Annotated in this window: 24 protein-coding genes; 11 read left to right on the plus strand and 13 right to left on the minus strand. The window is 61.6% G+C overall.

What is annotated here, in order from left to right:
* Positions 1-92: 92 nt before the first annotated feature.
* Both AF71_RS27480 and AF71_RS27485 read left to right on the plus strand, forming a co-directional pair.
* Entirely contained in the window at positions 93-1,469 is a 1,377-nt protein-coding gene (locus AF71_RS27480; RefSeq protein ID WP_169683892.1) for a TIGR03808 family TAT-translocated repetitive protein, read from the plus strand.
* Positions 1,470-1,568: 99 nt separating this feature from the next.
* A complete protein-coding gene (locus AF71_RS27485; RefSeq protein ID WP_113471621.1) occupies positions 1,569-2,228 on the plus strand; it encodes a glutathione S-transferase family protein in 660 nt (219 codons plus the stop codon).
* On the opposite strand, the gene AF71_RS27490 is transcribed toward AF71_RS27485, so the two are convergent.
* On the minus strand, positions 2,229-3,125 hold the full coding sequence (locus AF71_RS27490; protein WP_169683893.1) for a LysR substrate-binding domain-containing protein: 897 nt from the start codon (positions 3,123-3,125) through the stop codon (positions 2,229-2,231).
* Positions 3,126-3,245: 120 nt separating this feature from the next.
* On the opposite strand from AF71_RS27490, the gene AF71_RS27495 reads away from it, so the two are divergent.
* Entirely contained in the window at positions 3,246-3,434 is a 189-nt protein-coding gene (locus tag AF71_RS27495) for a hypothetical protein (RefSeq protein ID WP_026372113.1), read from the plus strand.
* Between the two features lie 50 nt (positions 3,435-3,484).
* Positions 3,485-3,835: an MmcQ/YjbR family DNA-binding protein gene (locus AF71_RS27500; protein WP_025662372.1), complete on the plus strand. Its 351-nt coding sequence runs from the start codon at positions 3,485-3,487 to the stop codon at positions 3,833-3,835.
* Positions 3,836-3,862: 27 nt separating this feature from the next.
* On the opposite strand, the gene AF71_RS27505 is transcribed toward AF71_RS27500, so the two are convergent.
* On the minus strand, positions 3,863-4,480 hold the full coding sequence (locus AF71_RS27505) for a glutathione S-transferase (RefSeq protein ID WP_018859635.1): 618 nt from the start codon (positions 4,478-4,480) through the stop codon (positions 3,863-3,865).
* Positions 4,481-4,573: 93 nt separating this feature from the next.
* Positions 4,574-4,930, minus strand: a complete 357-nt coding sequence (locus AF71_RS27510) for a hypothetical protein (RefSeq protein ID WP_026371959.1) — start codon at positions 4,928-4,930, stop codon at positions 4,574-4,576.
* A gap of 120 nt (positions 4,931-5,050) precedes the next feature.
* Here AF71_RS27510 and AF71_RS27515 point away from each other — a divergent pair, with 120 nt between their 5' ends.
* Positions 5,051-5,806, plus strand: coding sequence for a DeoR/GlpR family DNA-binding transcription regulator (locus tag AF71_RS27515; protein ID WP_169683894.1), 756 nt, complete (start codon positions 5,051-5,053; stop codon positions 5,804-5,806).
* Here the strand turns inward: AF71_RS27515 and AF71_RS27520 are convergent.
* From AF71_RS27520 to AF71_RS27530, 3 genes are all read right to left on the minus strand, one after another.
* A complete protein-coding gene (locus AF71_RS27520; RefSeq protein ID WP_169683895.1) occupies positions 5,781-6,530 on the minus strand; it encodes a hypothetical protein in 750 nt (249 codons plus the stop codon). The two genes, AF71_RS27515 and AF71_RS27520, sit on opposite strands and share 26 nt — an antisense overlap.
* Before the next feature lie 140 nt (positions 6,531-6,670).
* Positions 6,671-7,678 (minus strand): asparaginase, encoded by a 1,008-nt coding sequence (locus AF71_RS27525; protein WP_018858461.1) that lies wholly within the window; start codon positions 7,676-7,678, stop codon positions 6,671-6,673.
* Between the two features lie 95 nt (positions 7,679-7,773).
* Entirely contained in the window at positions 7,774-8,394 is a 621-nt protein-coding gene (locus tag AF71_RS27530; protein ID WP_169683896.1) for a MarR family transcriptional regulator, read from the minus strand.
* A gap of 107 nt (positions 8,395-8,501) precedes the next feature.
* Between AF71_RS27530 and AF71_RS27535 the strand changes: the two genes are divergently transcribed.
* Together AF71_RS27535 and AF71_RS27540 are read left to right on the plus strand one after the other, a co-directional pair.
* Positions 8,502-9,935: an MFS transporter gene (locus tag AF71_RS27535; protein ID WP_169683897.1), complete on the plus strand. Its 1,434-nt coding sequence runs from the start codon at positions 8,502-8,504 to the stop codon at positions 9,933-9,935.
* 206 nt (positions 9,936-10,141) lie between these two features.
* A complete protein-coding gene (locus AF71_RS27540; RefSeq protein WP_169683898.1) occupies positions 10,142-11,356 on the plus strand; it encodes an MFS transporter in 1,215 nt (404 codons plus the stop codon).
* Here AF71_RS27540 and AF71_RS27545 read toward each other — a convergent pair.
* The 4 genes from AF71_RS27545 to AF71_RS27560 all read right to left on the minus strand — a co-directional run bounded on the left by AF71_RS27545 (position 11,353) and on the right by AF71_RS27560 (position 15,343).
* Complete coding sequence (locus tag AF71_RS27545; RefSeq protein ID WP_169683899.1) at positions 11,353-12,348, minus strand: NAD(P)H-quinone oxidoreductase; 996 nt, start codon at positions 12,346-12,348, stop codon at positions 11,353-11,355. The genes AF71_RS27540 and AF71_RS27545 overlap by 4 nt on opposite strands.
* 78 nt (positions 12,349-12,426) lie before the next feature.
* Positions 12,427-14,232, minus strand: a complete 1,806-nt coding sequence (locus tag AF71_RS27550; RefSeq protein WP_169683900.1) for a GGDEF domain-containing protein — start codon at positions 14,230-14,232, stop codon at positions 12,427-12,429.
* 137 nt (positions 14,233-14,369) lie between these two features.
* Complete coding sequence (locus AF71_RS27555) at positions 14,370-14,612, minus strand: type II toxin-antitoxin system ParD family antitoxin (protein ID WP_112660907.1); 243 nt, start codon at positions 14,610-14,612, stop codon at positions 14,370-14,372.
* Positions 14,613-14,794: 182 nt separating this feature from the next.
* Positions 14,795-15,343 carry an HdeD family acid-resistance protein gene (locus AF71_RS27560; protein ID WP_169683901.1) on the minus strand — a complete coding sequence of 183 codons (549 nt, stop codon included), beginning with the start codon at positions 15,341-15,343 and terminating at the stop codon, positions 14,795-14,797.
* A gap of 142 nt (positions 15,344-15,485) precedes the next feature.
* Here AF71_RS27560 and betI point away from each other — a divergent pair, with 142 nt between their 5' ends.
* The 3 genes from betI (at position 15,486) to betA (ending at position 19,310) form a co-directional block, all read left to right on the plus strand.
* A complete protein-coding gene (gene betI, locus AF71_RS27565) occupies positions 15,486-16,085 on the plus strand; it encodes a transcriptional regulator BetI (protein WP_018116475.1) in 600 nt (199 codons plus the stop codon).
* Positions 16,082-17,551, plus strand: a complete 1,470-nt coding sequence (gene betB, locus AF71_RS27570; protein WP_113472111.1) for a betaine-aldehyde dehydrogenase — start codon at positions 16,082-16,084, stop codon at positions 17,549-17,551. Before betI ends, betB begins: the two co-directional genes overlap by 4 nt.
* Before the next feature lie 106 nt (positions 17,552-17,657).
* Positions 17,658-19,310, plus strand: a complete 1,653-nt coding sequence (gene betA / locus AF71_RS27575; RefSeq protein WP_169683902.1) for a choline dehydrogenase — start codon at positions 17,658-17,660, stop codon at positions 19,308-19,310.
* Positions 19,311-19,325: 15 nt separating this feature from the next.
* Here the strand turns inward: betA and AF71_RS27580 are convergent, their stop codons facing one another.
* From AF71_RS27580 to AF71_RS27590, 3 genes are all read right to left on the minus strand, one after another.
* Positions 19,326-19,802 carry a DUF6644 family protein gene (locus tag AF71_RS27580; protein WP_113472113.1) on the minus strand — a complete coding sequence of 159 codons (477 nt, stop codon included), beginning with the start codon at positions 19,800-19,802 and terminating at the stop codon, positions 19,326-19,328.
* Between the two features lie 34 nt (positions 19,803-19,836).
* Positions 19,837-20,223 carry a DUF6152 family protein gene (locus AF71_RS27585; protein ID WP_169683903.1) on the minus strand — a complete coding sequence of 129 codons (387 nt, stop codon included), beginning with the start codon at positions 20,221-20,223 and terminating at the stop codon, positions 19,837-19,839.
* 139 nt (positions 20,224-20,362) lie between these two features.
* Positions 20,363-20,809 (minus strand): Rrf2 family transcriptional regulator, encoded by a 447-nt coding sequence (locus AF71_RS27590; RefSeq protein ID WP_018858473.1) that lies wholly within the window; start codon positions 20,807-20,809, stop codon positions 20,363-20,365.
* Between the two features lie 412 nt (positions 20,810-21,221).
* Between AF71_RS27590 and AF71_RS27595 the strand changes: the two genes are divergently transcribed.
* Positions 21,222-21,968, plus strand: a complete 747-nt coding sequence (locus AF71_RS27595; protein WP_018116470.1) for a phosphoadenylyl-sulfate reductase — start codon at positions 21,222-21,224, stop codon at positions 21,966-21,968.
* Positions 21,969-21,986: the final 18 nt, after the last annotated feature.

Raw genomic sequence — 21,986 nt, forward strand, 5'->3', positions numbered from 1 at the left:
AAAGAACGGAAGGGCCAGTGGGCGACGGGAAGATGCCTATCTGTACCAAAATGAAACAGGCGCGCTGGCACGTTTCCTGCAGGGCGGTCGAAATGAAGGAAAGTCCGTTAACCTCCCGTCGTGACCTGCTCCGTCTTGCGGGAGCATCCGCCTTTGCGCTGATGGCATCGCGCAGCTTCGCGACTACGCGCGATGGTGGCCTGCGCTGCGCGATTGACGCGGCAGATTACCAGCCAACGCCAGGCGCGCCGGACCGCAAGCGCGTCAGCCTGCAGAAGATGATCGACCAAGCGGCGGCGGAGAACGCACCGGTTTTCCTGCCACCAGGCACCTACAAGGCTTCCAATCTCGTGCTGCGGGAGAATACGCGCATCACCGGCGTTCCCGGCGTATCGCGCATCGTCTACACCGGCGGTGGCAACCTCTTCAGCGCTGAGAAGGTCAAGCACATCGAACTCTCGAACATCATCATCGACGGACAGAATCGCTCGCTCGGTGATGATACTGGCGGGCTGCTGCAATTCACCGGCGTCGCCAAGGTAATCATCGACAATTGCGAGATCGCCAACAGCCGCAAACATGCCGTTCGACTGGAGCGATGCGGCGGCCGGATCACGGGCAGCCGCATATCAGGCTCCGGCCAATCCGGCATCTACGCCGTCGAATCCGACGCGCTTTCGATCACCGGCAACGAGGTCTTCGACTGCGGCAATGGCGGTATTCTCGTGCATCGCTGGACGAAGGCGGCTGATAACAGCGTCGTCAACGGCAACCGCATCTACCGGATCAAGGCCAATGACGGCGGCACCGGCCAAAACGGCAACGGCATCAATATCTTCCGCGCTGACAACGTCATGGTCGCAAACAACCACGTGTCGGACTGCGCATTTACCGCCATCCGCGCCAATTCGGCCTCGGATATCCAGATCACCGGCAACCAATGCCAGCGCTCGGGCGAGACGGCTGTTTATGTCGAGTTCGAGTTTGTGGGCGCCGTCGTCTCCAACAACCTGGTGGACGGCGCGGCGAACGGCATCTCGATCGCCAATTTCGACCAGGGCGGCAGGCTGGCGAGCGTTACCGGCAACGTCGTGCGCAACCTGACGCTCAAGGGCCCCTACGAGCATGAGGTCGGCTTCGGCATCGGCATTGCCGCCGAGGCGGACACACTGGTCTCCGCCAACATCATCGAAGGCGCTCCACGCCGGGGCATGCAGCTCGGCTGGGGTCCCTATCTCCGTAACCTCGTCGTGACCGGAAATATCATCCGCAAGGCCTCGATCGGATGCGCTGTGTCGGTAGCGGAAGGTGCCGGAACAGCCGTCATCACCGACAATGTGTTTCAGGAAACACCCGGTGGCGCCGTCCTCGGCTTCGAATGGGACAGGAAGGTGTCCGGCGACCTGGCGACCGCGGGCGCTGCCTCGCGCTTTGCGCAGCTGACGGTCGAGCGCAACCGCATCTCCTGAAAAGCATCAAAAGCTTTCATAGATTCATAAGGCTTGGCGGCTTCCGCTGCGACGCTTCGGCTCCTACCCTGCGCCCAGCCGAACAAGGGGGACATCGACATGCTGACAGTTTACGGAGTTTATCGCTCGCGCGCCTCGCGCGTTTACTGGATGGCCGAGGAATTGGGGCTCGAATTCGAGTCCGTGCGGGTCATTCAGGCCCGGCGACTTGCCAATCCGCTTGCCGCCGATGCGCCTATCAATACGCTGTCGCCTGATTTCCTGGCGGTCAATCCGATGGCGCTGATCCCGAGCATCAAGGACGGCGACCTCGTGATGCACGAGTCGCTCGCCATTACCCTTTACCTCGCCCGCAAGCATGGCGGACCGCTGGCCGGTCAAACCGTCGCGGAAGACGGTTTGATGACGATGTGGACCATTTGGGCGGCCACCGAAGTCGAGCCGCATACGGTGAAGATCGTCTATGTCTACGACGACGAGAAGCAAAACAGCGACGAGGGCAAGGCAACGATCAGCGTCGCCGTCCGATCGCTGAAGAAGACCTTCGCGACGCTGGACAAGCATCTGGCGGCCAACGAATACGTTGTCGGCAACCGCTTCACCGCAGCCGATCTCAATATTGCGGAAGTTCTTCGCTACGCGCAGACGGAACAGGCGCTGTTCGACGCCCATCCCAATGTCAGCGCCTGGATCAAGCGCTGCCAGTCGCGGCCGGCCTATATCGCGATGCAGGCGACGCGGTCGCAGGAACCGGTTTGATCATGGAAAGAGCTTGAGGGTGCTGGCCATTTCCTCGCGGATCCAGGCCTTGAAATCCTTCACCTTCTTGGGTTCGCGCGCGCCTTCGGCCGTTACGAAATAGTGGCCGAAGCCGGTTTTCGCGCGAATGCCGAAAGGCGCAACCAGCTGCCCCTGCTGCAGGGCAAAGTCCGCGAGCGTCTGCCAGGCGAGCATGACGCCCTGCCCTGCGATAGCCGCATCGAGGCAGAGCGAGGCATCGTTGAAGACGTGGCGCGTCTCAAGCGTCGCGCTAGACAATCCGGCCTCTCGCATCCACACTTCCCAAGTGAACATGGCGCGACCGTCGATGACCGCCGGCAGCGACAGTATATCGGCGGGCTCGTGCAGTCGCGCCGCCATAGCGGGCGAGCAGACCGGGAAGACCTGCTGCTGCAGCAGCAGTTCGGCCTTCACGTCCGGCCACTGACCGTTGCCGACGCGGATGCCGACATCGACATCGCAGAGCGCCGGATTGACGAGCCGGGTGGTGGCATCCATCCGCAGGCTGATCTCAGGATGCCGTTCGGCAAAGCGATCGAGCCGATAGACAAGCCAGCGCGCGGCAAAGACCGGCGCCACAGAGATCGTCAGAATGCTGTCGTCCCGCCGCTGCGTCGTCGCGACGGCCTGCGACAGCGCATTGAAGCCCTCGGTCAGGCCGGCCAGCAGGCGCGTGCCCGCCTCAGTCGCGACCATGCCTTTTGGCGTGCGCTCGAAGATCACGTGGTCGAGCTGCGCTTCGGCCTTGATGACCTGTTGGCTGACAGCGCCGATGGAGACGCCCAGTTCCTCTGCGGCGGCCTGCAGGGAGCCAAGCCGGCCGACAGCCTCGAGCGCGCGCAATCCGTTCAAGTGAACCGAGTTCAGGTTTCTCATATAGTTTTTCTATACCGAGAGATTGGTAATCTCAATTGAAACCTGGCTGGCCGCCCGCGATAATCCGCCTGTGTTGAGCAGATGCTCCGTTCGCCATTCTGGAAGGAAGCGAGGCGCGCCATGCAAATACTAAAGTTTTTCTTGAGCGTGGAAACAATCGAACCGCCCTACAGCGCGGACAGCAAGCGGGATCCGCTCTACCATCCCGATCTGGCCCGCATGTCACCGACGGCGTTGGCAGACCTGCCGCTCGGCCCGCAACCACGCGCGCCCGAGCAGGAACCGCTACAGCTCGCAAAGTGCGCATAGCCCGGTAAAATCTGCTAGTCTTGGCCCGCTTCAGTTTCGAGCGGGCTCACATGACCAGTGTCGATACGATCTTTGCGCGCCTCAAGCGTCTTTCGGCGGAAGCCAATCTGCCTGACGTCGAGGAGAGCACGTCCTACGGTAACCCGGCGCTGAAAGTCGGCGGCAAATCATTCGCGGCGGTCAAGAACAACGAGACCATCGTGCTCTGCATCTCGATCGACGACAAGGAACGGCTGATCGAGATGGCGCCCGAGATCTACTATCAGACACCCCACTATATCGGCTGGCCGTATATGCCCCTGCACGCCGCGATGATCAGCGACGCCGAACTGAAGGAACGGCTGATCGGTGCGTGGCGGTTCCGCGCGCCAAAGCGGCTTGCCGCGAATTTTCATGGCTGATGTGCCCGGCGGCCGGGCGACGTCTCTTTAGGCCTGTTCGCGTTCCAATGCCCGCAGCACGGCCGCGCGCTCCATCATCTGCGCATAGTGCGCCGTCGCTTTCCGGAAGCGGGCCGGATCGACGCCATCGGACCGCAGCCAGCCGGTCATGACAAAGAGGTAGGGATCGGCGACCGAATAGTACTCGCCCATGACCCAGGGGCCCTCCAGCATCTTCGCCTCGATGATCTCGAAGCATTCGGCCATCGTTTGCGGCACCTTCGCCTTCATCGCTTCATGGGCTGTCGGATCATCGGCCCACCGGCTGCCCCGGCGGCCGTGCGCGTGGTTCACATGCACGGTCGAGCAAAGATAATTGTTGAAGGCCTGCATGCGAGCGAACTCGAAAGGATCAAGCGGGGCCAATTGCGCGGCGGAGGCGACCTGAGCGATATAGGCGAGGATTGCCGGCGTTTCGGTAACGATGCCGCGATCCGTCACCAGAGCGGGAACCCTGCCCTTGGGATTGATCGCCAGGTACTCGGGAGAACGCTGCTCCGCTTCGGCGAAGTTCAGCTTCTTCGTTTTGAACTGCAGGCCGGACTCCTCCAGCGCAATGAGGCTTGCGAGCGCGCAGGTATGCGGCGCGTAGTACAGTGTCAGCATGATCGACTCCCTTCGATGCTGACTTTATAGCGCGGCTCTCCGCAAACGCACAGATCGAGGCCGGCGAGCCGGCCTCTTAAAAGTCAGCCTGCCTCAAGCACAGCCGGGGACATCCTCGATCCGGTGCCAGACCGGGATGCCGCGTTCGCGCGCGATGCGAACATCATTGTCGGCGCCTTTCGATTCGCCCTCAAGCCGCAGCACGCCATCGCAAAGCTGCAGCAGGCGGCCGGCAACGGGGTGGAAGATTTCCTCGTAGAGATCATCGCCGACAGCCTTGCCGCCGGCCGCGTTCCACACGGGGAGCGCCACCCATTCCCCAATCATCGGTACATGGCCCGCCTGGAACAGCCTGTGCGAGGGTTGCTCCAGCCGCTGCAGATTGGCAGCCATTTTTTCCGGGTCATCCCCGGTTCCGGACCTGTAGGGACCAGCAATCAAGATCAACATCATCAAGCTCCATTTCCCTCGGCTTCATGCACGGGATGGCCGATAACTGCACGATATTTCTTGATTGTCGATTCATTTCGTGCAATTTCACGATAATTCGTGCAAATACGGGATGAAGGCATGCTTACGACCCAGCGCAGATCGTTGATCCTCGATATTCTCAGGCGAGACGGCCAGGTGATTGCCAAACGTGTCGCCGAAGACTTCTCGCTTTCGGAGGACACGATCCGCCGCGACCTCAGGGAGATGGCGGCGGAAGGTTTGCTGCAGCGTGTTCACGGCGGGGCGATGCCTGTTGCGCCCGAGCTGCCGGATTTCTCGACGCGAAAGAGTGTTTCGTCCGAGGCGAAGGCGCGGTTGGGACGAAAGGCCGCCTCGCTCGTGCAACCCGGGCAGCTGATCTTTCTGGATGGCGGGACGACGACGGCGGAGATTGCCCGGCAACTGCCGCGCGACTTTGCGTTCTCGGTCGCGACGCACAGTCCGACGATCGCTGCGGAGCTGGAACACCACCCGACGGCGAGCGTCATCCTGATCGGCGGCAAGCTCTACAAGCACTCGATGGTCGCGGTCGGCGCCGTTGCGATGGCCGCGATCTCGCAGCTTCGGCCGGGTATGTTCTTTCTCGGCGTGACGGCTGTGCATCCCGTACACGGGCTGTCGACAGGCGACTTCGAGGAGGCGGCCATCAAGCGGCACATCGCATCCTGCGCAGCCGAAACCTACGTGCCGCTAACGGAGGAGAAGTTCGACCACGTCTCTCCCTGCCAGGTCCTTCCGATCTCAGGCGTATCGGGGCTGATCGTCGCCTCTGATATCCCAGCGGCAGCCATAGAGCCCTATCGCAATCTTACTGCCGAGATCCTCGAAGCATGAACGGCGGGACGAAGCGCGCCCTGAGTTCCTCGAGGTTCTGTGGCAACAGGCTCGCAGCGAGACCGACGACAAAGACAGCGAAGACGATATAGGCGAACGTGTCGCGGCCGGCCCAGAGGGTCAGGACGTCATGCAATCCGGGCTGTAGCGCAGCAATTGACGTCGAAAGCCGCATCTCGCCAAGCACACGACCCGGAATGGTCGCGAAGGCGGGTGCTTCCGACAGCGCCAATAGCGCGCCATAGACGGCGGTGACGGAAATGATTGCGCGCAGCGCACGCCACGCACCAAACGGCCGCGCGCCACTCTCTTCAAACGACCAGCCGATATAGGCGCAGAAGATCACAAAAAACAGGAACGCCACCGGCAGCCCATCCAGCACGGCCTCCGGCTTCAACTGGCCGGTCCAGCCGTTGGCGAGGAGCAGCGGAAACGGCGCCGATGCAACGAACCAGATTGCGACAATCACGCCCCAGATCCAGTTCATCGACAGATAGTGGATGCGGGCAAGCGTCACGACGAGGATGATGCCCCCCGCTAGGTAGACGCCCGACGGTTTCATGGAACCGGTCATGGTGACGATGATCGGCCCGCAGGAGCCGGCGATCCGCGCGCAGCCGGACGAAACGACCGTCAGCCAGGTCACGTAGTCAAAACACATGGTGAAGAAGAGGAAGATCGCGATGGCGATCAACATCCACCAAAGATAGCGGCCCGCAAACATATCCTGCCCTCATGGCGTTCGATGTACTGGGCAAAAGGGTAACTCAGCCCACAAAAACCGCATCCGTTCTCGTGGGCTGTAGTTTCACATACATTAGCAACTTCTATTTTCGCAGCGAGACTGTCCCGTTCCGGAACGGCTTATGCAGTCAACGCAGCCGTCGCGCGAATATCACCAACATGCATACCGTTCCAATTGTGCATCTGGACGGTCGCCATGGCGGCCAGGCGCGCGCGAATCGCATCTTCCTTGCCGAAGAAGCGGCTGAGGGCGGCGGCAACCATTGCCTCGGAGGCACGCGAATGGCCGTCGTCGCATTTGACTGTTATCGCGACTCCCTGCTCGGGGATCGCCGCGCAGAAGACACCCTCGGCCCCCGTCTTGGCGAAGATGCGACCAGGTGCGGCCTCCATCAGCGCGGTGCAGGCGCGGCCCGTTCCGGCCACATAGAAGGGCTCGGCCATGCAGGCATCAAACAGCCGCCGGGAAGCCTTGGCGCGGAGCGGCTCGAGGCCATTGCCGGTCGCCATCTTGGCAAAGCCCTGCGCCAGGCCGCGCAAGGGAACCGCGTAGGTCGGGATGGAGCAGCCGTCCGTGCCGCAGTTGTCACGGCCGAGCGCCGCACCCGTCAGGCTTTCCATGACGCCGCGAATTTCGGCCTGCAGCGGATGGTCGTAGCCGACATATCCCTTCGGATCGATGTCCTGATGGCAGCAAGCGCAGATGAAGCCGGCATGCTTGCCGGAGCAGTTGTTGTGCAATGCCGTCGGCTTGTCGATCGTGCGCGCCTGGTGGATCAGCACCTTCTGGCTCGAGGACCAATGAGCGCCGCATTCCAGCGTTTCGACATCTCGACCGGCTTTCGCCAGCATGGCGGCGGCGAGCGCCACATGCTCGTCCTCGCCATTGTGCGAGGAGCAGGCCAGCGCCAGTTCCTTGTCGCCGAAGCCATAGGCGTCCGCAGCACCGCTTTCCATCAGCGGCAGCGCCTGCATCGCCTTGCAGGCAGAACGCGGGAAGGTTGGCGCGTCGATGTCGCCGATCGAGAACACGATCTTTCCATCACCATCCACGGCAACGACGGCGCCGCGATGGCGGCTTTCAACGAGCGAGCCTCGGGTGACTTCGACGGTGACGGGATTGGTCATGGCTTGGTCCTGATCATGTAGGCAGATGCGTCACGCATAGCGAGTCGCGTCGATAAAGCAATTGCCTTTCGTCGACTCCTGTACCGGGGCGCCGCTCAAGGCGGCGTGACGCGATAGGCGCAACGGCGGGCGCCGAGCAGGATATGTTCCTCGCGCTCGACCTTGGCGCCGAGGACGGCGCGAAAGGTCTCCAGCTCGGAGCGGCAAAAACCGGCACAGACGCTTGCGGCGGCGCAGATCGGGCAGTGGTTTTCGACAAGCAGAAGCGAACCGTCCGCCTCTTCCCAGCTGTCGGCCATGTATCCTTCGCTGGTGCGTATGGCGGCGAGCTGCCGCACACGGGATTCCATGTCGGCAGCGTCGACTTCCTTGCGGTAGCGCTTGAGGGTATCTGCTTCGCGGGCGGAAATGACGGCATCCAGGGCCGGCGTCCCCAGCTGCGCGACCAGCGTGCTCAGGATCGTGGCTGTGAGTTCGGCATGGCCATCGGGAAAGGTCTGGTTGCCGGCTGTGGTCAGGTTCCAGAGCTGTCTCGGTCTCCCCCTGCCGGTCGCACTTTCGTTCACTGCTTCGACCAGCCCATCCTCCGCCATCTTCGTCAATTGCTGACGGGCGGCTTCCGACGATATGCCGAGCTTTGAGCCGAGTGTCGCGGCAAGTTGAGGTCCTTCCGTTTTGATTAGCAGCAGGATTCGGTTGGCCGGGGATTGTCTCATCTATTTTTCCAAGCTTGCACTTTCTTTAATAACATGGCCGTGTATTTTTTCCAAATAATAACTTGCAAAAATAATGCATATCCCGGGAAGCACACAAGGCATTAGACATGACCGGCATTGAAGAGATTTCCGCAGACAGGCCATCCGTCTTTCACCTGTTTTCCGCGCCGCTTTTGCCCGCGACACTCATGCTCGGCGGTGGCGTCACCCTCTACGCGGTTGAGACCTACATCACCGCGACAATCGCGCCGTCGATCGTGCGCGACATCGGCGGGCTCGAACTGCTGTCATGGATGACGACGCTCTTCGTTGCCGCTGCGGTCCTGGGGTCGATCTTTGTCGCGACGCGTCCTCAAGGCATCGGCTTGCGCAGTGTCTACGTCGCAGGCGCGCTCATCTTCGGCACCGGCAGCCTGGTCTGCGCGCTTGCCCCGGCAATGCCATTTGTGCTGGCCGGGCGTACGGTACAGGGATTCGGCGCCGGTATTCTTGCCGGGCTTGCCTATGCTTTCATTCGCTTCGCCTACCCAGAGCCGCTGTGGCAGAAGGCATCAACCCTCTATGCCGCCATCTGGGGTGTCTCGACCCTGGTCGGACCCAGCCTCGGCGGCTTGTTTTCCGAAGGCAACGCGTGGCGCCACGCCTTCATGGTGCTCGTCCCGCTCTGCGTGCTGATGGCGTCGCTTGCGCCCTGGCTGCTGCCACGCGCCGAGGATGACCGCGCCCATGGCAAGACCCCGATCCTGCAGATTGCCTTGCTGCTTGCCGCCGTGATGCTGGTCAGCATTGCCGGAACGATCGATGTGACAAGCTTCAAAGCATTGTTGATTGCAGCATCGATTGTCGCGATCGTCTCCATGCTATCGGTCGAACGGCGCGGCAGGAACCGTCTCCTCCCGACAGGCGCGGTCACGCTCGCAAAGCCTGTGGCACGTGTCTACCTGACGATGTTCGTGCTACTGCTGGTGCTCACAAGCGACATCTACATACCCTATTTCCTGCAGGCCCTGCATGGCGTGACGCCGCTGGTGTCAGGCTATCTGACCGCCCTTGTCGCGCTCGGCTGGACCTTTGCCGCCTTCTTCAGCGCAACGCTGTCCGAAAAGCGTGCCAGCGCCGCGATCGCCGCCGGCTGCGTGATCGAGATGATTGCGGTTGCCTCGCTGACCATCTTCCTCGCAGCGGATAACCAATCGGGCAACCTAGCCATTCTCGGCCCGGCTGTCATCGGCATGTTCCTAATGGGTTTCGGTGTTGGCCTTGGCTGGGCGCATCTGGTGACCAAGGTCCTGAGCCTTGTCGATAACTCCGAACAGGACAAGGCCTCGGCCGCGATCTCGACGGTACAGTCCCTCGGCAGCGCCTTCGGCGCCGCCGTCGCCGGTGTGATCGTCAACAGCACCGGACTGGTGAACCCTGGCGGGGTTGCCGGCAGCGTCTCGGCTGCCCACTGGCTCTACGTCCTGATGGCCCTTCCAGGCCTGATCGCGGTCGCAACGTCTCTGACCCTCTCGTCGCCCGCCGAACGGCAGGCCCGGTGAGCGACGTGCGAGCGGTCATAGACGCAGCATGATCTGCCGATGTGACCGCTCGTTTCCATCCCAGCGATTGGGCGGATCGGCTCTTGTCGACCGGCCGCGATCACGGCATGGGACCACCCATCACGTGATTTGACCGCTGCCATCACAAACTCTGGTTATTCGAAAGCACACTACTGGTTTATATCAGTGGCATCGGGAATCACGCCATGCCATCCGCTTTTTCGTCCATCCTCCGCGATCGTCAAATCCGCGTCCCAGCGCTGACGCTGGTTTCGCTCGCCTTCACCTATGCCTCGACGATGCCTTATCAATCGATCATCGGCATCAACGAACTCGGCCTGTCCGACCGCAGCTATTCCGGGCTGATCTTCCTTGCGGCGCTGGTCAACGTCTCTACCAGCCTGACGCTCGGCATCTGGTCCGACGGGCTCAGCGATCGGCGCCCGCTGGTGCTGGCGCTGTCGGTGTGCGGCATGCTCGGCTTCGGAATGATCTACGAATTCCGCACCGCCGCAGTCTTCATGTTCGGCATATTGGTGCTGATCCCCATCAGCAATTCCACCTATTCGATCCTGTTTGCCAGTATCCGCGCGACGACGAACACGATGGACCGCGGAAAGGCTGCAGCGATCACGTCCACGGTTCGCGCGCTGTTCTCGGGCTCCTGGGCGCTGGCGCCTGGCCTGATCGGCCTGTACCTCATCAATTCGCAATCGATGACACCGGCCTATGGCATTGCGGCTCTCGCGAGCCTGACCTGCTTTTGCCTCTACCTGTTCGTGGCCAAGCCTGCGCCGGCGGGCGCAGCCTCCCCTTCCCTGAATATCGGCTTCTTCTCGTCGCTCGGCAGGATTTTTTCCCCTCATGTGCTGGTGAGGGTCTGCCTCATGGCGCTGCTGCTCGGCTTGCAGCGGTTGAACAGTGTCGTTTCGCCGTTGATCATTACCGATGCCGCAGGCGGCACGGTGGTCGATGTCGGTTTCATGGCCGGCCTCGTCGCCTTCCTGGAAATGCCGTTCATGCTGATGTGGGGCGCGCTGCAGCGGCGCTTCCGCAACGTGCATGTGCTTGCGCTCGGAGCGCTCATCTATTGTCTGTATCTGATATTGCTGAGCTTTGCCTCGGCGCCCTGGCAGATCTATGCCCTCGTGCTGGTCAACGCCTGCGGTGCTGCAGCCATCCTCAGCGTACCGATCACCTACCTGCAGGACCTGATTGCCGATCGCCCGGGACTCGGCAGTTCGCTGGTTTCGGTCAACACGTTCATCGCAAACGGCATCAGTGCGTCGATCTTCGCCGCCGGGACCGGCTTCACAGGATATTCAGGCACAGCACTGCTTGCCGCCGTGGTCGGTCTCGCTTCGGTTGGCCTACTGCTGTTCCTTGAAAGAGCCCCCCGACCGGTCCCGCGACCGGCCTAGATCCGCAGCATGATCTTTCCGATGTGGCCGCTCGTTTCCATCAGCCGATGCGCCTTGGCGACGTCCTCGAAAGGAACGACGGTATCGATAATAGGCGCAAGCTTGTCTTCATCGAGAAGCGGCCAGACCTGGGAAAGGAGATCGTCCCGGATCGCGCGCTTTTCCTCAGGCGTGCGCGGGCGCAGCGTCGAGCCGGTGATCGTCAGCCGTTTGACCATGATCGGCGCTAGATTGACCTTTTCCACGACAGCGCCGCCGAGAAAGGCGATGATCGAGAGGCAGCCGTCCTTCGCAAGCGATGCCACGTTCCGCTCAAAATAGGCAGCACCAATCATATCGAGGATGATATCGACACCGTGGCCCGTCTCGGTCTTGATGACCTCTGCAAAATCGTCGGTCTTATAGTTGATGGCCCGCATTGCACCGAGCCTGACGCAGGCGTCGCATTTCTCCTGCGAACCGGCGGTCGCGTAGACCTCAGCGCCGAAGGCCCGCGCAAGCTGGATGGCGGTCGTTCCGATACCACTCGAGCCGCCGTGCACGAGGACCTTCTCGCCTTCTGTCAGCCCGGCCATCTGGAACATGTTGGCCCAGACGGTGAAGTAGTTCTCCGGGAGGGCGGCCGCCTTGACCGCATCGTAGCCTTTCGGGAAACGGAGCGCCTGGCCGGCGGGCAGCAGGCAATATTCGGCATAGGCGCCGCCGTTCGTCAGGCCGCAGACTTTGTCGCCGACGGCAAAATCTCTGACGCCAGCGCCAACGGCAACGATCTCGCCCGCCATCTCAAGTCCGAGGATCGGGCTTGCGTCCTTGGGCGGGGGATAGGTGCCCTGACGCTGAGCGACGTCGGGCCGGTTGACGCCGATCGCCTCGGTGCGAATGAGAAGCTGCCCCTCGCCCGGTATCGGCAAGGGTCCGGTGGCAATCCGCATCACTTCAGGCGCGCCGAAGCTCGGCAGGTCGATGAAGCGCATCTGCGTGGGCAAAGACATGGTCCGGTCTCCTCGTTCCGAAAGCACGTGAGATAGTCCAGCGCTTCGGATTTGAGAAGGCAGGAAGAACGGATGGCGTCAATTCGTCTCGCCCAGGAGGTGGAAGACGAGCCCCTCCTCGCTTTCCTTAGCCTCGGCCTTAATGTGAGCAATTTCGGCGCTGACGCGATTGGTGTCGTCGATGACAAGACCTTCCGGTAGCTCCAGCACGCCGATCGAGCAGCGCATCAGCGGGAACAGTGCCTCGACGCCTGCGCGGTCATGGCCGCGAATGCTGCCAGCGGCGCGATCCGTATCGGAATAGAGGCCGAGCACATCGTCGTGAAAATCGCTGATCAGGCGGTCGAGAATTTCTGTCAGCTCTTCCTTGGCCCAGCCGCGGACGCCGATGAAGAAATCGTCGCCGCCGACATGCCCGAGGAAATGACGTTCGGCGAAAAAATAGCGGCGCATGAGGGCGGCAAAGAGCGAAATCGCGTGGTCGCCGAGATGGAAGCCATAGGCATCGTTGAACGGCTTGAAGTTGTCGAAATCACAGTAGCAGAAGTGACGCTTCTCGTCGCCATCGAGGCTGGACTCGCGCATGAAGTCGCGGATCGCCCTGTTGCCCGGCAGTCCGGTCAGAGGGTTCTGGTCCTGGGCCGTCTTCAGCTTCTTCTCATTCATGACCTTGATGAGCGAGGCGGCTGACACGACACCCGCATAGCGCATGTTGTCGGTCAAAAGCAGGCAGTTCGTGCCTTCCATGTTGGCGAAGATCGCCATTAGCTGTTCGGTATCGGAATCAAGCCCGACGATCGGCGCCATCTCGACGAAGTGGGAGATCGTTCGCTCGTAGACCTTGTTCTTCAGGAGGTCGCGACCGAAAGGCTGGTAGATGTATTCCTTCAGATGGCGTTCGTGCAGGATACCGCGCGGCTCGCCGTTCGCATTCAGCACCGGGAAAAACGCCTGCTGCGGATTGCGGCGGAACAGCTCGAAGACACTGTCGATCGTGTCGTTTTCATAGACTGTCGGCAGCATCTCGATCTGCTTGCGGATCAGGATCTCGTCGAGCGATTGCGGATTTCGCTTGCTCTTGCCGAGGTCCAACAGGTGCGGAAACGACGGCTGCAACTCGGTGACATGGGTGGTCGGGCGGGAGACGAACCAGCCTTGGACGAGATCGACGCCGAACTCGCGGCAGGCGACGAATTCCGCCTCCGTCTCGATGCCCTCGGCGATGACGCGAGTGCCGAGCACATGGGCGATGTGGACGATGTTTTTCAGAAGATGGCGCTTGCGCGGGCTGCTGTCGATGTCGGCGATGAAATGGCGGTCGATCTTCAGGTAATCGACCGGGTGGTCGCAGAGCAGCTTCATCTCGCCGTGGCCGACACCGAAATCGTCGATCGCCAGCTTGAAGCCGGCCTTGCGGAGAAGCGATACGAGCGCCGCAAATTCGGGCACGCTAGTATTGTCGAAGCGTTCGGAAAACTCGAAACAGATGGAAGACGGAGGAATATTGGCGAGCTTCAGGTGCTGCAGCAGGCCTTCCACCAGGCGCTCACCATGCGGGATCAGCCGAACATCGAGATTGAGGAACAGTGTCGAACTGGAAAAGTGCGGCAGCGTTGCGAACTTCGCAAGCGCACGGCTTGCCACCATCTGCTCCAGTTGCAGAAGCTGCTGGTTCTTGTGAGCCTCGTCGAGGATTTCGATCGGGGAGTTGAAGCCGATGCGTTCCTGCCCGCGCATCAGCGATTCATAGCCGAACGCCACTCCCGTCCCTGCTTCCACGATGGGCTGGAACGCGTTCTCGATGACGAGTTTCGCAAGGGTCACGATCTGATCGCTGGCGTAGCGACGAACAAGCGCCGGATCGACGGTGGCAGCCAAAGACATGCCAATCTCCACTGTGTCTTATTGTTTTGCGCAGGGAAACTGGCGGAGAAGGATCAACGAACCCTTTCCCGAATATGAAACTTTTGTGAAACCACGTCCATTTTCGATCGAATTTTATCGATCAATCAATGGCTTGGTCAGGCTGTATGCCTGTTCTCAGCCTCATGATCGGCGAACATGTCAGCGACGCATTTGCCACCCCGGGAGACGCCGCTCTGATCGAAGGCGCCTTCGGGGCATCCGCCGAGTTTGCGGGCGGCCTCCCACATGCGCAGGGCCTCGCGCACAACCTCGCTGCTTGACGCATAGGTGCCATTGTCGACAGCGGCGCGGATATCCGCAGCCTGCAGCGGCGAAATGGATACGGTAACCATCGGCATGAGATTCCTCCCTTTGCCTCGTCGGACAGTGCCTGTCCTCTGGGAGACGGATTAACCCGTCCACGGCATTGCCGACGCCGCCGCCTCGGCTGCCTCTTATTGGGCGAAATTTTAGACCCCACTCACATACTTGTCAAAAAGGAAACAGTCCGTGATGTCTGCCTGTGAATTGCGGGCATAAGTCAGCGACGGACCGCAAGACCGAAAGCGAGCATCGACCAACCCTGCAGCAGAAGGTCACAGGCGAGGAAAAGTCCCAGGATCCAAAGGCTGTTGACCGGCCATCCGAGCGCAATAACCACGCCAGCCAGCGCCGTGATGATACCGCTCACAAGGACCCAGCCCCATCCTTTCACGGGGCGCATGCGCCAGCCGACCCAGATTCGGAACACGCCAGCAACGAGCAAGGCGATCGCCAGAAACAGCGTCAACACGGCCGATGCCAGAAGGGGATTCTCGAAGGCAAAGAAACCGGCCAGCAGATAGAGAACGCCGCTCAAGGCCCAAACCAGCGCCTGCTCCCAGTTTCTCACCTGAAAGGCGTGGATCAGGTAGACCACGCCGCCGACCAGCATCAGGATTCCGACATAGTAGACGGAGACAACGGTTGCGAGCGCGACGTTTGCCAACGCGATAAAGCCGCAGACGATCAGCAGCACGCCAAGTGCCGCGAACCAACCCCATTTCGATTGCAGCGACGAAAAACCCAGTCGATCAGAAATATCTGCCATGGCACACCTCCTGGTTGGTAAAAGAATATGCCGCAAAATCGCGGAATTGGAAGAGGTTAGCCTTCTGGAAGTGTTGCCAGATTTTTATTGATTGATCAGTCAATCAAAATTATGCTGGATGGCATCTTCATGGAGTGATGCGATGCCCAAGGTCGGAATGGAGCCGGTTCGCCGCAAGGCGCTTGTCGATGCCGCGCTGCGCGTGATCGGCGATCACGGCTCGCTGACTGTCACCATGTCCGAAATTGCCCGGCAGGCCGGTGTGTCGCCGGCGCTGGCGCATCATTACTTCGGCAGCAAGGAACAACTGCTGATCGAGACTGTCCGCTCTCTCCTCAAGCAGCTGCGCGACGACGTCGTGACTGCGCTGAAGGCGGTTGACGCACCGCGCGAGAAGCTCTCCGCCGTCATCCGCGTCAGCTTCCAGGCAGACCAGTTCGCGCCGGCAACAATCGCCGCCTGGCTGGCCTTCTACGCCGAGGCGCAGCGCTCCGAGGAAACCCGGCGCTTCCTTGTCATCTATGCCCGCCGTCTGCAGTCGAACCTCATCGCCAACCTGAAAGCGCTCTGCCCTTACGATGCCGCAGAACGCATTGCCGAAGGCGCGGCTGCGATGATCGACGGGCTCTACATCCGCCAAAGTCTGAGGTCGGCGCCTGTCAGCATCGAGGCATCGATCGCGCTTACCGAAGACTATATCAATTCACAGCTTGCCGCCCTTGCGAAAGGACAGATTCAGTGACCCTCAGAGCCCAGCCGAAAGCCTCCCATTTCATCGACGGCGAATATGTCGAGGATGACGCGGGCAGCGTCATCGAAAGCATCTATCCGGCGACCGGCGAAGTCATCGCCCGGCTGCACGCGGCAACCCCTGCTATCGTCGAAAAGGCGATCGCATCGGCCAAGCGCGCCCAGCCGGAATGGGCTGCGATGAGCCCGACGGCGCGCGGCCGTATCCTGAAGCGCGCCGCTGACCTCATTCGCGAACGCAATCGCGAGCTGTCCGAACTGGAGACGCTGGATACTGGTAAGCCGATCCAGGAAACGATCGTCGCCGACCCGACATCAGGCGCCGACAGCTTCGAGTTCTTCGGCGGCATTGCAGCTGCCGGCCTCAATGGCTCCTACATCCCGCTCGGTGGCGATTTCGCCTACACCAAGCGTGTTCCGCTTGGCGTCTGCGTGGGCATCGGCGCCTGGAACTATCCGCAGCAGATCGCCTGCTGGAAGGGTGCACCGGCGCTCGCCGCCGGCAATGCCATGGTCTTCAAGCCGTCGGAAAACACACCGCTTGGGGCCCTTGCCATTGCCGAGATCCTTCATGAGGCGGGCCTGCCGAAGGGGCTCTACAATGTCATCCAGGGGGATCGCGAGACGGGACCGCTGCTGGTCAACCATCCTGATGTCGCCAAGGTGTCGCTGACGGGCTCGGTTCCGACCGGCCGCAAGGTCGCCGCGGCCGCTGCCGGCAGCCTCAAGCACGTCACCATGGAGCTCGGCGGCAAGTCGCCTCTAATCGTCTTCGACGATGCCGATATCGACAGCGCCGTCGGCGGCGCCATGCTCGGCAACTTCTATTCGACCGGCCAGGTCTGCTCGAACGGCACACGCGTCTTCGTGCAGCGGAAGATCAAGGCGGAATTCCTCAAGCGGTTGAAAGCCCGCACCGAGGCGATCGCCATCGGCGATCCGATGGACGAGGCGACGCAGCTCGGGCCGATGGTGTCCTGGGCGCAGCGCGACAAGGTTCTCTCCTACATCGAGAAGGGCAAGGCCGAGGGTGCGACCCTCGTCACCGGTGGCGGCATCCCCAACAACGTCTCCGGCGAAGGCTACTATGTGCAGCCGACGGTCTTTGCCGACGTCACCGACGAGATGACGATCGCCCGCGAGGAGATCTTCGGCCCCGTCATGTGCGTGCTTGACTTCGACGACGAGGCCGAGGTGATCGCTCGCGGCAATGCGACGGAATTCGGCCTCTCCGCCGGCGTCTTCACATCAGACCTGACGCGCGCCCATCGCGTCGTCGACCAGCTCGAGGCGGGCACGCTGTGGATCAACACCTACAATCTCTGCCCTGTCGAAATCCCGTTCGGCGGCTCCAAGCAATCCGGCTTCGGACGCGAAAATTCGCTGGCCGCGCTGGAGCACTATTCGGAGCTGAAGACGGTTTATGTCGGCATGGGGCCGGTGCAGGCGCCCTATTGAGGCAGCAGGCGGCCGGTCCCGGCAGGTAGCATTCAATTTCGCTTCGTCCCGATCGGCTCTCCAGCGGGCCCGAGGACGAGGTGGTGAATCGGAAAAGAAGCACATCATGCAGCAGGCAGATTTCGTCATCATCGGCTCCGGCTCGGCGGGCTCGGCGCTTGCCTACCGGCTTTCGGAAGACGGCAAGAATACCGTCATCGTCATCGAGGCGGGCGGCTCCGACTTCGGGCCGTTCATCCAGATGCCGGCCGCCCTTGCCTGGCCGATGAGCATGAAGCGCTACAACTGGGGCTATCTCTCCGAGCCCGAGCCGAACCTGAACAACCGGCGGATCACCGCGCCGCGCGGCAAGGTGATCGGCGGCTCCTCCTCGATCAACGGCATGGTCTATGTGCGCGGCCACGCCGAGGACTATAACCGCTGGGAAGAGCTCGGCGCGCAAGGCTGGGCCTATGCCGACGTCCTCCCCTACTTCAAGCGGATGGAGCACAGCCACGGCGGCGAGGAAGGCTGGCGCGGCAAGGATGGACCGCTGCACGTCCAGCGCGGTGTCTTCCGCAACCCGCTGTTTCGCGCCTTCATCGAGGCCGGCAAGCAGGCAGGCTTCGAGGCGACCGAGGACTACAACGGCTCGAAGCAGGAAGGCTTCGGACTGATGGAGCAGACGATTTTCGGCGGTCGCCGCTGGTCGGCCGCGTCAGCCTATCTGAAACCGGCGCTGAAACGACCGAACGTGGAGGTCGTCTACGGCCACGCCCACAAGGTGGTGATCGAGAACGGCCGGGCAACCGGCGTCGAAATCGAGCGGGGCGGCAAGATCGAGATCGTCAAGGCGAACCGCGAGGTCATTGTCTCGGCCTCCTCCTTCAATTCGCCGAAGCTCCTGATGCTGTCGGGCATCGGGCCCGGCGCGCATCTGCAGGAAATTGGGATCGAGGTAAAGGCAGACCGGCCGGGCGTCGGCGCCAACCTGCAGGACCACATGGAATTCTATTTCCAACAGGTTAGCACCAAGCCGGTTTCGCTCTATTCCTGGCTGCCCTGGTTCTGGCAGGGGGTCGCGGGCGCGCAATGGATGTTCACCAAGTCGGGGCTTGGCACCTCGAACCAGTTCGAGGCCTGCGCCTTCCTGCGCTCGGCGGCTGGCGTCAAGCAGCCCGATATCCAGTACCACTTCCTGCCGGTCGCGATCAGCTATGACGGCAAGGCGGCGGCCAAGAGCCACGGCTTCCAGGTGCATGTCGGCTACAACCTGTCGAAGTCGCGCGGCAACGTCACGCTCGGCTCCTCGGACCCGAAGGCCGATCCTGTCATTCGCTTCAACTACATGAGCCATCCCGAGGACTGGGAAAAATTCCGCCATTGCGTGCGGCTGACCCGCGAGATCTTCGGCCAGAAGGCCTTCGGCCAGTATCGCGGCCCGGAGATCCAGCCGGGGGAGGCCGTCCAGACCGACGAACAGATCGACGCCTTCCTGCGCGAGCACCTGGAAAGCGCCTATCACCCCTGCGGCACCTGCAAGATGGGCGCGAAAACCGACCCGATGGCGGTCGTAGATCCCGAAACGCGCGTCATCGGCGTCGACGGGCTGCGCGTCGCGGACAGCTCGATCTTCCCGCACGTCACCTACGGCAATCTCAACGGCCCGTCGATCATGACCGGCGAGAAGGCTGCCGACCATATCCTCGGCAAGCAGCCGCTGCCGCGCTCCAACCAGGAGCCGTGGATCAATCCGCGCTGGGAAACGAGCGATCGGTAAATCTGCCGATCGCCATCAGACAAAGCCGATCCAGCGGCCGGCAAGGAGCGCGGATATCCATACGGCCGCGGAAAGGCCCGCCTGCAGGCGCAAGCTGAACGCGGGCGCAGAGCCTGACACGGCCCGCCGCCAGGCAGCCTGGGCATGGACCACGGCCGCGTTCACGATGCCGAGCACCAGCAGCCCCAGCTTTGCGAGGAAGGCCAGATTTCCGGCGTATTCCATCGGCTTGACGCTGAAAAGGGCAAAGCCGGTGATAGCAGCTCCCACGAGCCCGACAGCCGCGGCCCGCGACAGGAACGGGCCAAGCACCGCCAGCGGCACCGAGCCGAAGCAGCCCATCAGCCGCAGATCCAGCGGCAGGATCGCCCCGATCAGCAGGCCGATCGAAAGGATATGGGCGGCGTTGACGGCCATGTAGACAAGCGCCGAGCGCCGCAGCCCTGACGACAGCGGGGTTGCGGCGAGCCATTCCAGGAACTCGATCGCCATCGCCTAGAGCCTTTCGGGGTTAAATTGAAAGGTTCTAGTTCGTCTGGATCCGTTCCGGATAGATGTCGTAGCGCTTGTCGGCGACCGTGATGCGCACGGCCTTCATCCGTTTCTCGTCGGCCTTCAGCGAACGGTTTCCGAGGACGACAATCGGATTCCCCTTCTTCGCGGAGCCTTCGACAAAGCCCGAGCGTTCGGTCTGCCTGGGATTGCCGAGTTCGACGAGCCAGACGCCGTCGGCGGCGGTCGCAACGTCGAGCGTCGGGTGCGGCCCACCCATCGTGACCTTTTCGATCGTGCCATGCAATTCCGTCTGCTCTCCCTCGGCCCACGACCAGCCGTGGTGCGCCGCGGCTCCCGACGCCAAGGTCAGCGCGAGGACCGCACCAATTGCCATCCGTTTCGAGTTCATGAGACGCATGTTCGTTTCTCCCTACCTCAGGACAGGGGCGAATTGGCGTAGCACCAAGCAATGGAAAGCTATCTCACCGAATCTTGAAGCGACCTTTATCCGCCTGATGGTCTCAAGCAACATGCAGCAGCATGGACGATGATTAGGCCTAGGCGAGTAAACGGGTGACTTCCGCGACCTTTGCCGGCGCGACAGCATCTGCGATCGTCGTGGAGAACAGCACCTTGCGGGTCGCATCCGCCACCTTGGCGAAAACATGGCGGATCTCGCAGTTCTGCTCTCCATCGCAATCATCGCATTTGCGATAAGCGGTGATCGAGAGGCAGGGAAGCGGTGCGATCGGCCCGTCGATGATGCGCAGCACCTCGCCGAAGGTGATCATGTCGGCCGGCTTCAGCAGCAGATACCCGCCCGTCTTGCCGCGGCGACTGACGACGATGCCCTGGTGCTTCAGGTCGAGAAGGATCTGTTCAAGGAACTTCTTTGGGATCTTCTGCTGCGCCGCAATGTCTGAGATCATCACCGGCTCGCCGTCATCGGCTGCCGCCAATACCGTCAGCGCCCTCAGCGCATATTTTGCCTTTTGCGTAATCATTTTTGACCGTCGACACACACATGGCGGGCGGAATCACAGACCCGCCGCAAGCAGGATCCTGTCTCTATGGCATGCGCAGCATGAACGGAATTTGAACAAGCCGGCGAAACCCTTGAGAGACAAGGTTTTTGGCCTTGTTTTTTCACCCTCGGCCAATACTGCAAATCTACGTCAAAATGCACTTGCGATGTCATCAATTCACATTTCCGATTGACAGGCAACGTGTTACTCTACTAAATCAATAGACAATTGGGCTGACCGTCGACAAACCATCGCGGTGCGGCTGCTTTTCCGCATTGCAGCGGCCGGGGAGAGATATTTGCTCCTATCGCGCCTGCTTTCGAAATCCGTTTTTCTGTCCGATCCAAGCCCGACCTGCGATACTCCGGCCAACATCAAGGACAGGATCCCCATGACTGTTGCTGCCAATCCGAACGCTGAAGCGGAAACGCTGAACGCGAACCTCGCGAGCCTTGACCTTGCGGAGCGTCTGTCGCTCGTCGCCGGCCTTGGCGGCCGCGTCGTCTTCACCACCTCCCTCGGCATCGAGGACCAAGTCATCACCGCCGAAATCGGCAACCACCGCCTTCCGATCGACGTCGTGACGCTGCAGACCGGACGGTTGTTTCCGGAAACGCTGGCGCTGATCGACGAGACCGAGAAGCAATACGATCTTCACATCAGCCGTTACGAGCCCGAACAGGCAGATATCGATGCCTATGCCGCCAAGTACGGCCTCAACGGCTTCTATGAGAGCGTCGAAGCCAGGCATGCCTGTTGTGGCGTGCGCAAGTTGAAGCCGCTTGCGCGAGCCCTGGCAGGGGCGACGATCTGGATCACCGGCCTGCGCCGTGGCCAATCGGCCAACCGCGCTGAGACGCCGTTTGCGGAATATGACGCGGAGCGTCATCTCCTGAAGGTGAACCCGCTCGCCGACTGGGACCTCGACGTTATCAAGGCCTATGTCGCCGACAACGGCGTGCCGATCAATCCGCTGCACGCCCGCGGCTATCCCTCGATCGGCTGCGAACCCTGCACCCGGGCGATCAAGCCGGGCGAGCCGGAACGCGCCGGCCGCTGGTGGTGGGAACAGGACGAAAAGCGCGAATGCGGCCTGCACGTGGCTGAAGAGGCCTCGGCGATTGCCGCACAACAGTAACCCGTCGACTTCGGGATC

The sequence above is a fragment of the Rhizobium sp. 57MFTsu3.2 genome, from assembly GCF_012932765.1.
Classification (GTDB): Bacteria; Pseudomonadota; Alphaproteobacteria; order Rhizobiales; family Rhizobiaceae; genus Rhizobium; species Rhizobium altiplani.

What these genes read in the sequence shown, in the direction of transcription:
- betA (WP_169683902.1), top strand. Translation starts at nt 17,658, where the DNA reads ATGCAGCAGGCAGATTTCGTCATCATCGGCTCCGGCTCGGCGGGCTCG.
- AF71_RS27515 (WP_169683894.1), top strand. Translation starts at nt 5,051, where the DNA reads ATGCTTACGACCCAGCGCAGATCGTTGATCCTCGATATTCTCAGGCGA.
- AF71_RS27530 (WP_169683896.1), bottom strand. Translation starts at nt 8,394, where the DNA reads ATGAGACAATCCCCGGCCAACCGAATCCTGCTGCTAATCAAAACGGAA.
- AF71_RS27505 (WP_018859635.1), bottom strand. Translation starts at nt 4,480, where the DNA reads ATGCTGACACTGTACTACGCGCCGCATACCTGCGCGCTCGCAAGCCTC.
- AF71_RS27485 (WP_113471621.1), top strand. Translation starts at nt 1,569, where the DNA reads ATGCTGACAGTTTACGGAGTTTATCGCTCGCGCGCCTCGCGCGTTTAC.
- AF71_RS27595 (WP_018116470.1), top strand. Translation starts at nt 21,222, where the DNA reads ATGACTGTTGCTGCCAATCCGAACGCTGAAGCGGAAACGCTGAACGCG.
- AF71_RS27525 (WP_018858461.1), bottom strand. Translation starts at nt 7,678, where the DNA reads ATGACCAATCCCGTCACCGTCGAAGTCACCCGAGGCTCGCTCGTTGAA.
- AF71_RS27490 (WP_169683893.1), bottom strand. Translation starts at nt 3,125, where the DNA reads ATGAGAAACCTGAACTCGGTTCACTTGAACGGATTGCGCGCGCTCGAG.
- AF71_RS27550 (WP_169683900.1), bottom strand. Translation starts at nt 14,232, where the DNA reads ATGTCTTTGGCTGCCACCGTCGATCCGGCGCTTGTTCGTCGCTACGCC.
- betI (WP_018116475.1), top strand. Translation starts at nt 15,486, where the DNA reads ATGCCCAAGGTCGGAATGGAGCCGGTTCGCCGCAAGGCGCTTGTCGAT.
- AF71_RS27540 (WP_169683898.1), top strand. Translation starts at nt 10,142, where the DNA reads ATGCCATCCGCTTTTTCGTCCATCCTCCGCGATCGTCAAATCCGCGTC.
- AF71_RS27520 (WP_169683895.1), bottom strand. Translation starts at nt 6,530, where the DNA reads ATGTTTGCGGGCCGCTATCTTTGGTGGATGTTGATCGCCATCGCGATC.
- AF71_RS27560 (WP_169683901.1), bottom strand. Translation starts at nt 15,343, where the DNA reads ATGGCAGATATTTCTGATCGACTGGGTTTTTCGTCGCTGCAATCGAAA.
- AF71_RS27480 (WP_169683892.1), top strand. Translation starts at nt 93, where the DNA reads ATGAAGGAAAGTCCGTTAACCTCCCGTCGTGACCTGCTCCGTCTTGCG.
- AF71_RS27555 (WP_112660907.1), bottom strand. Translation starts at nt 14,612, where the DNA reads ATGCCGATGGTTACCGTATCCATTTCGCCGCTGCAGGCTGCGGATATC.
- AF71_RS27585 (WP_169683903.1), bottom strand. Translation starts at nt 20,223, where the DNA reads ATGCGTCTCATGAACTCGAAACGGATGGCAATTGGTGCGGTCCTCGCG.
- AF71_RS27510 (WP_026371959.1), bottom strand. Translation starts at nt 4,930, where the DNA reads ATGTTGATCTTGATTGCTGGTCCCTACAGGTCCGGAACCGGGGATGAC.
- AF71_RS27545 (WP_169683899.1), bottom strand. Translation starts at nt 12,348, where the DNA reads ATGTCTTTGCCCACGCAGATGCGCTTCATCGACCTGCCGAGCTTCGGC.
- AF71_RS27580 (WP_113472113.1), bottom strand. Translation starts at nt 19,802, where the DNA reads ATGGCGATCGAGTTCCTGGAATGGCTCGCCGCAACCCCGCTGTCGTCA.
- AF71_RS27500 (WP_025662372.1), top strand. Translation starts at nt 3,485, where the DNA reads ATGACCAGTGTCGATACGATCTTTGCGCGCCTCAAGCGTCTTTCGGCG.
- AF71_RS27495 (WP_026372113.1), top strand. Translation starts at nt 3,246, where the DNA reads ATGCAAATACTAAAGTTTTTCTTGAGCGTGGAAACAATCGAACCGCCC.
- AF71_RS27590 (WP_018858473.1), bottom strand. Translation starts at nt 20,809, where the DNA reads ATGATTACGCAAAAGGCAAAATATGCGCTGAGGGCGCTGACGGTATTG.
- AF71_RS27535 (WP_169683897.1), top strand. Translation starts at nt 8,502, where the DNA reads ATGACCGGCATTGAAGAGATTTCCGCAGACAGGCCATCCGTCTTTCAC.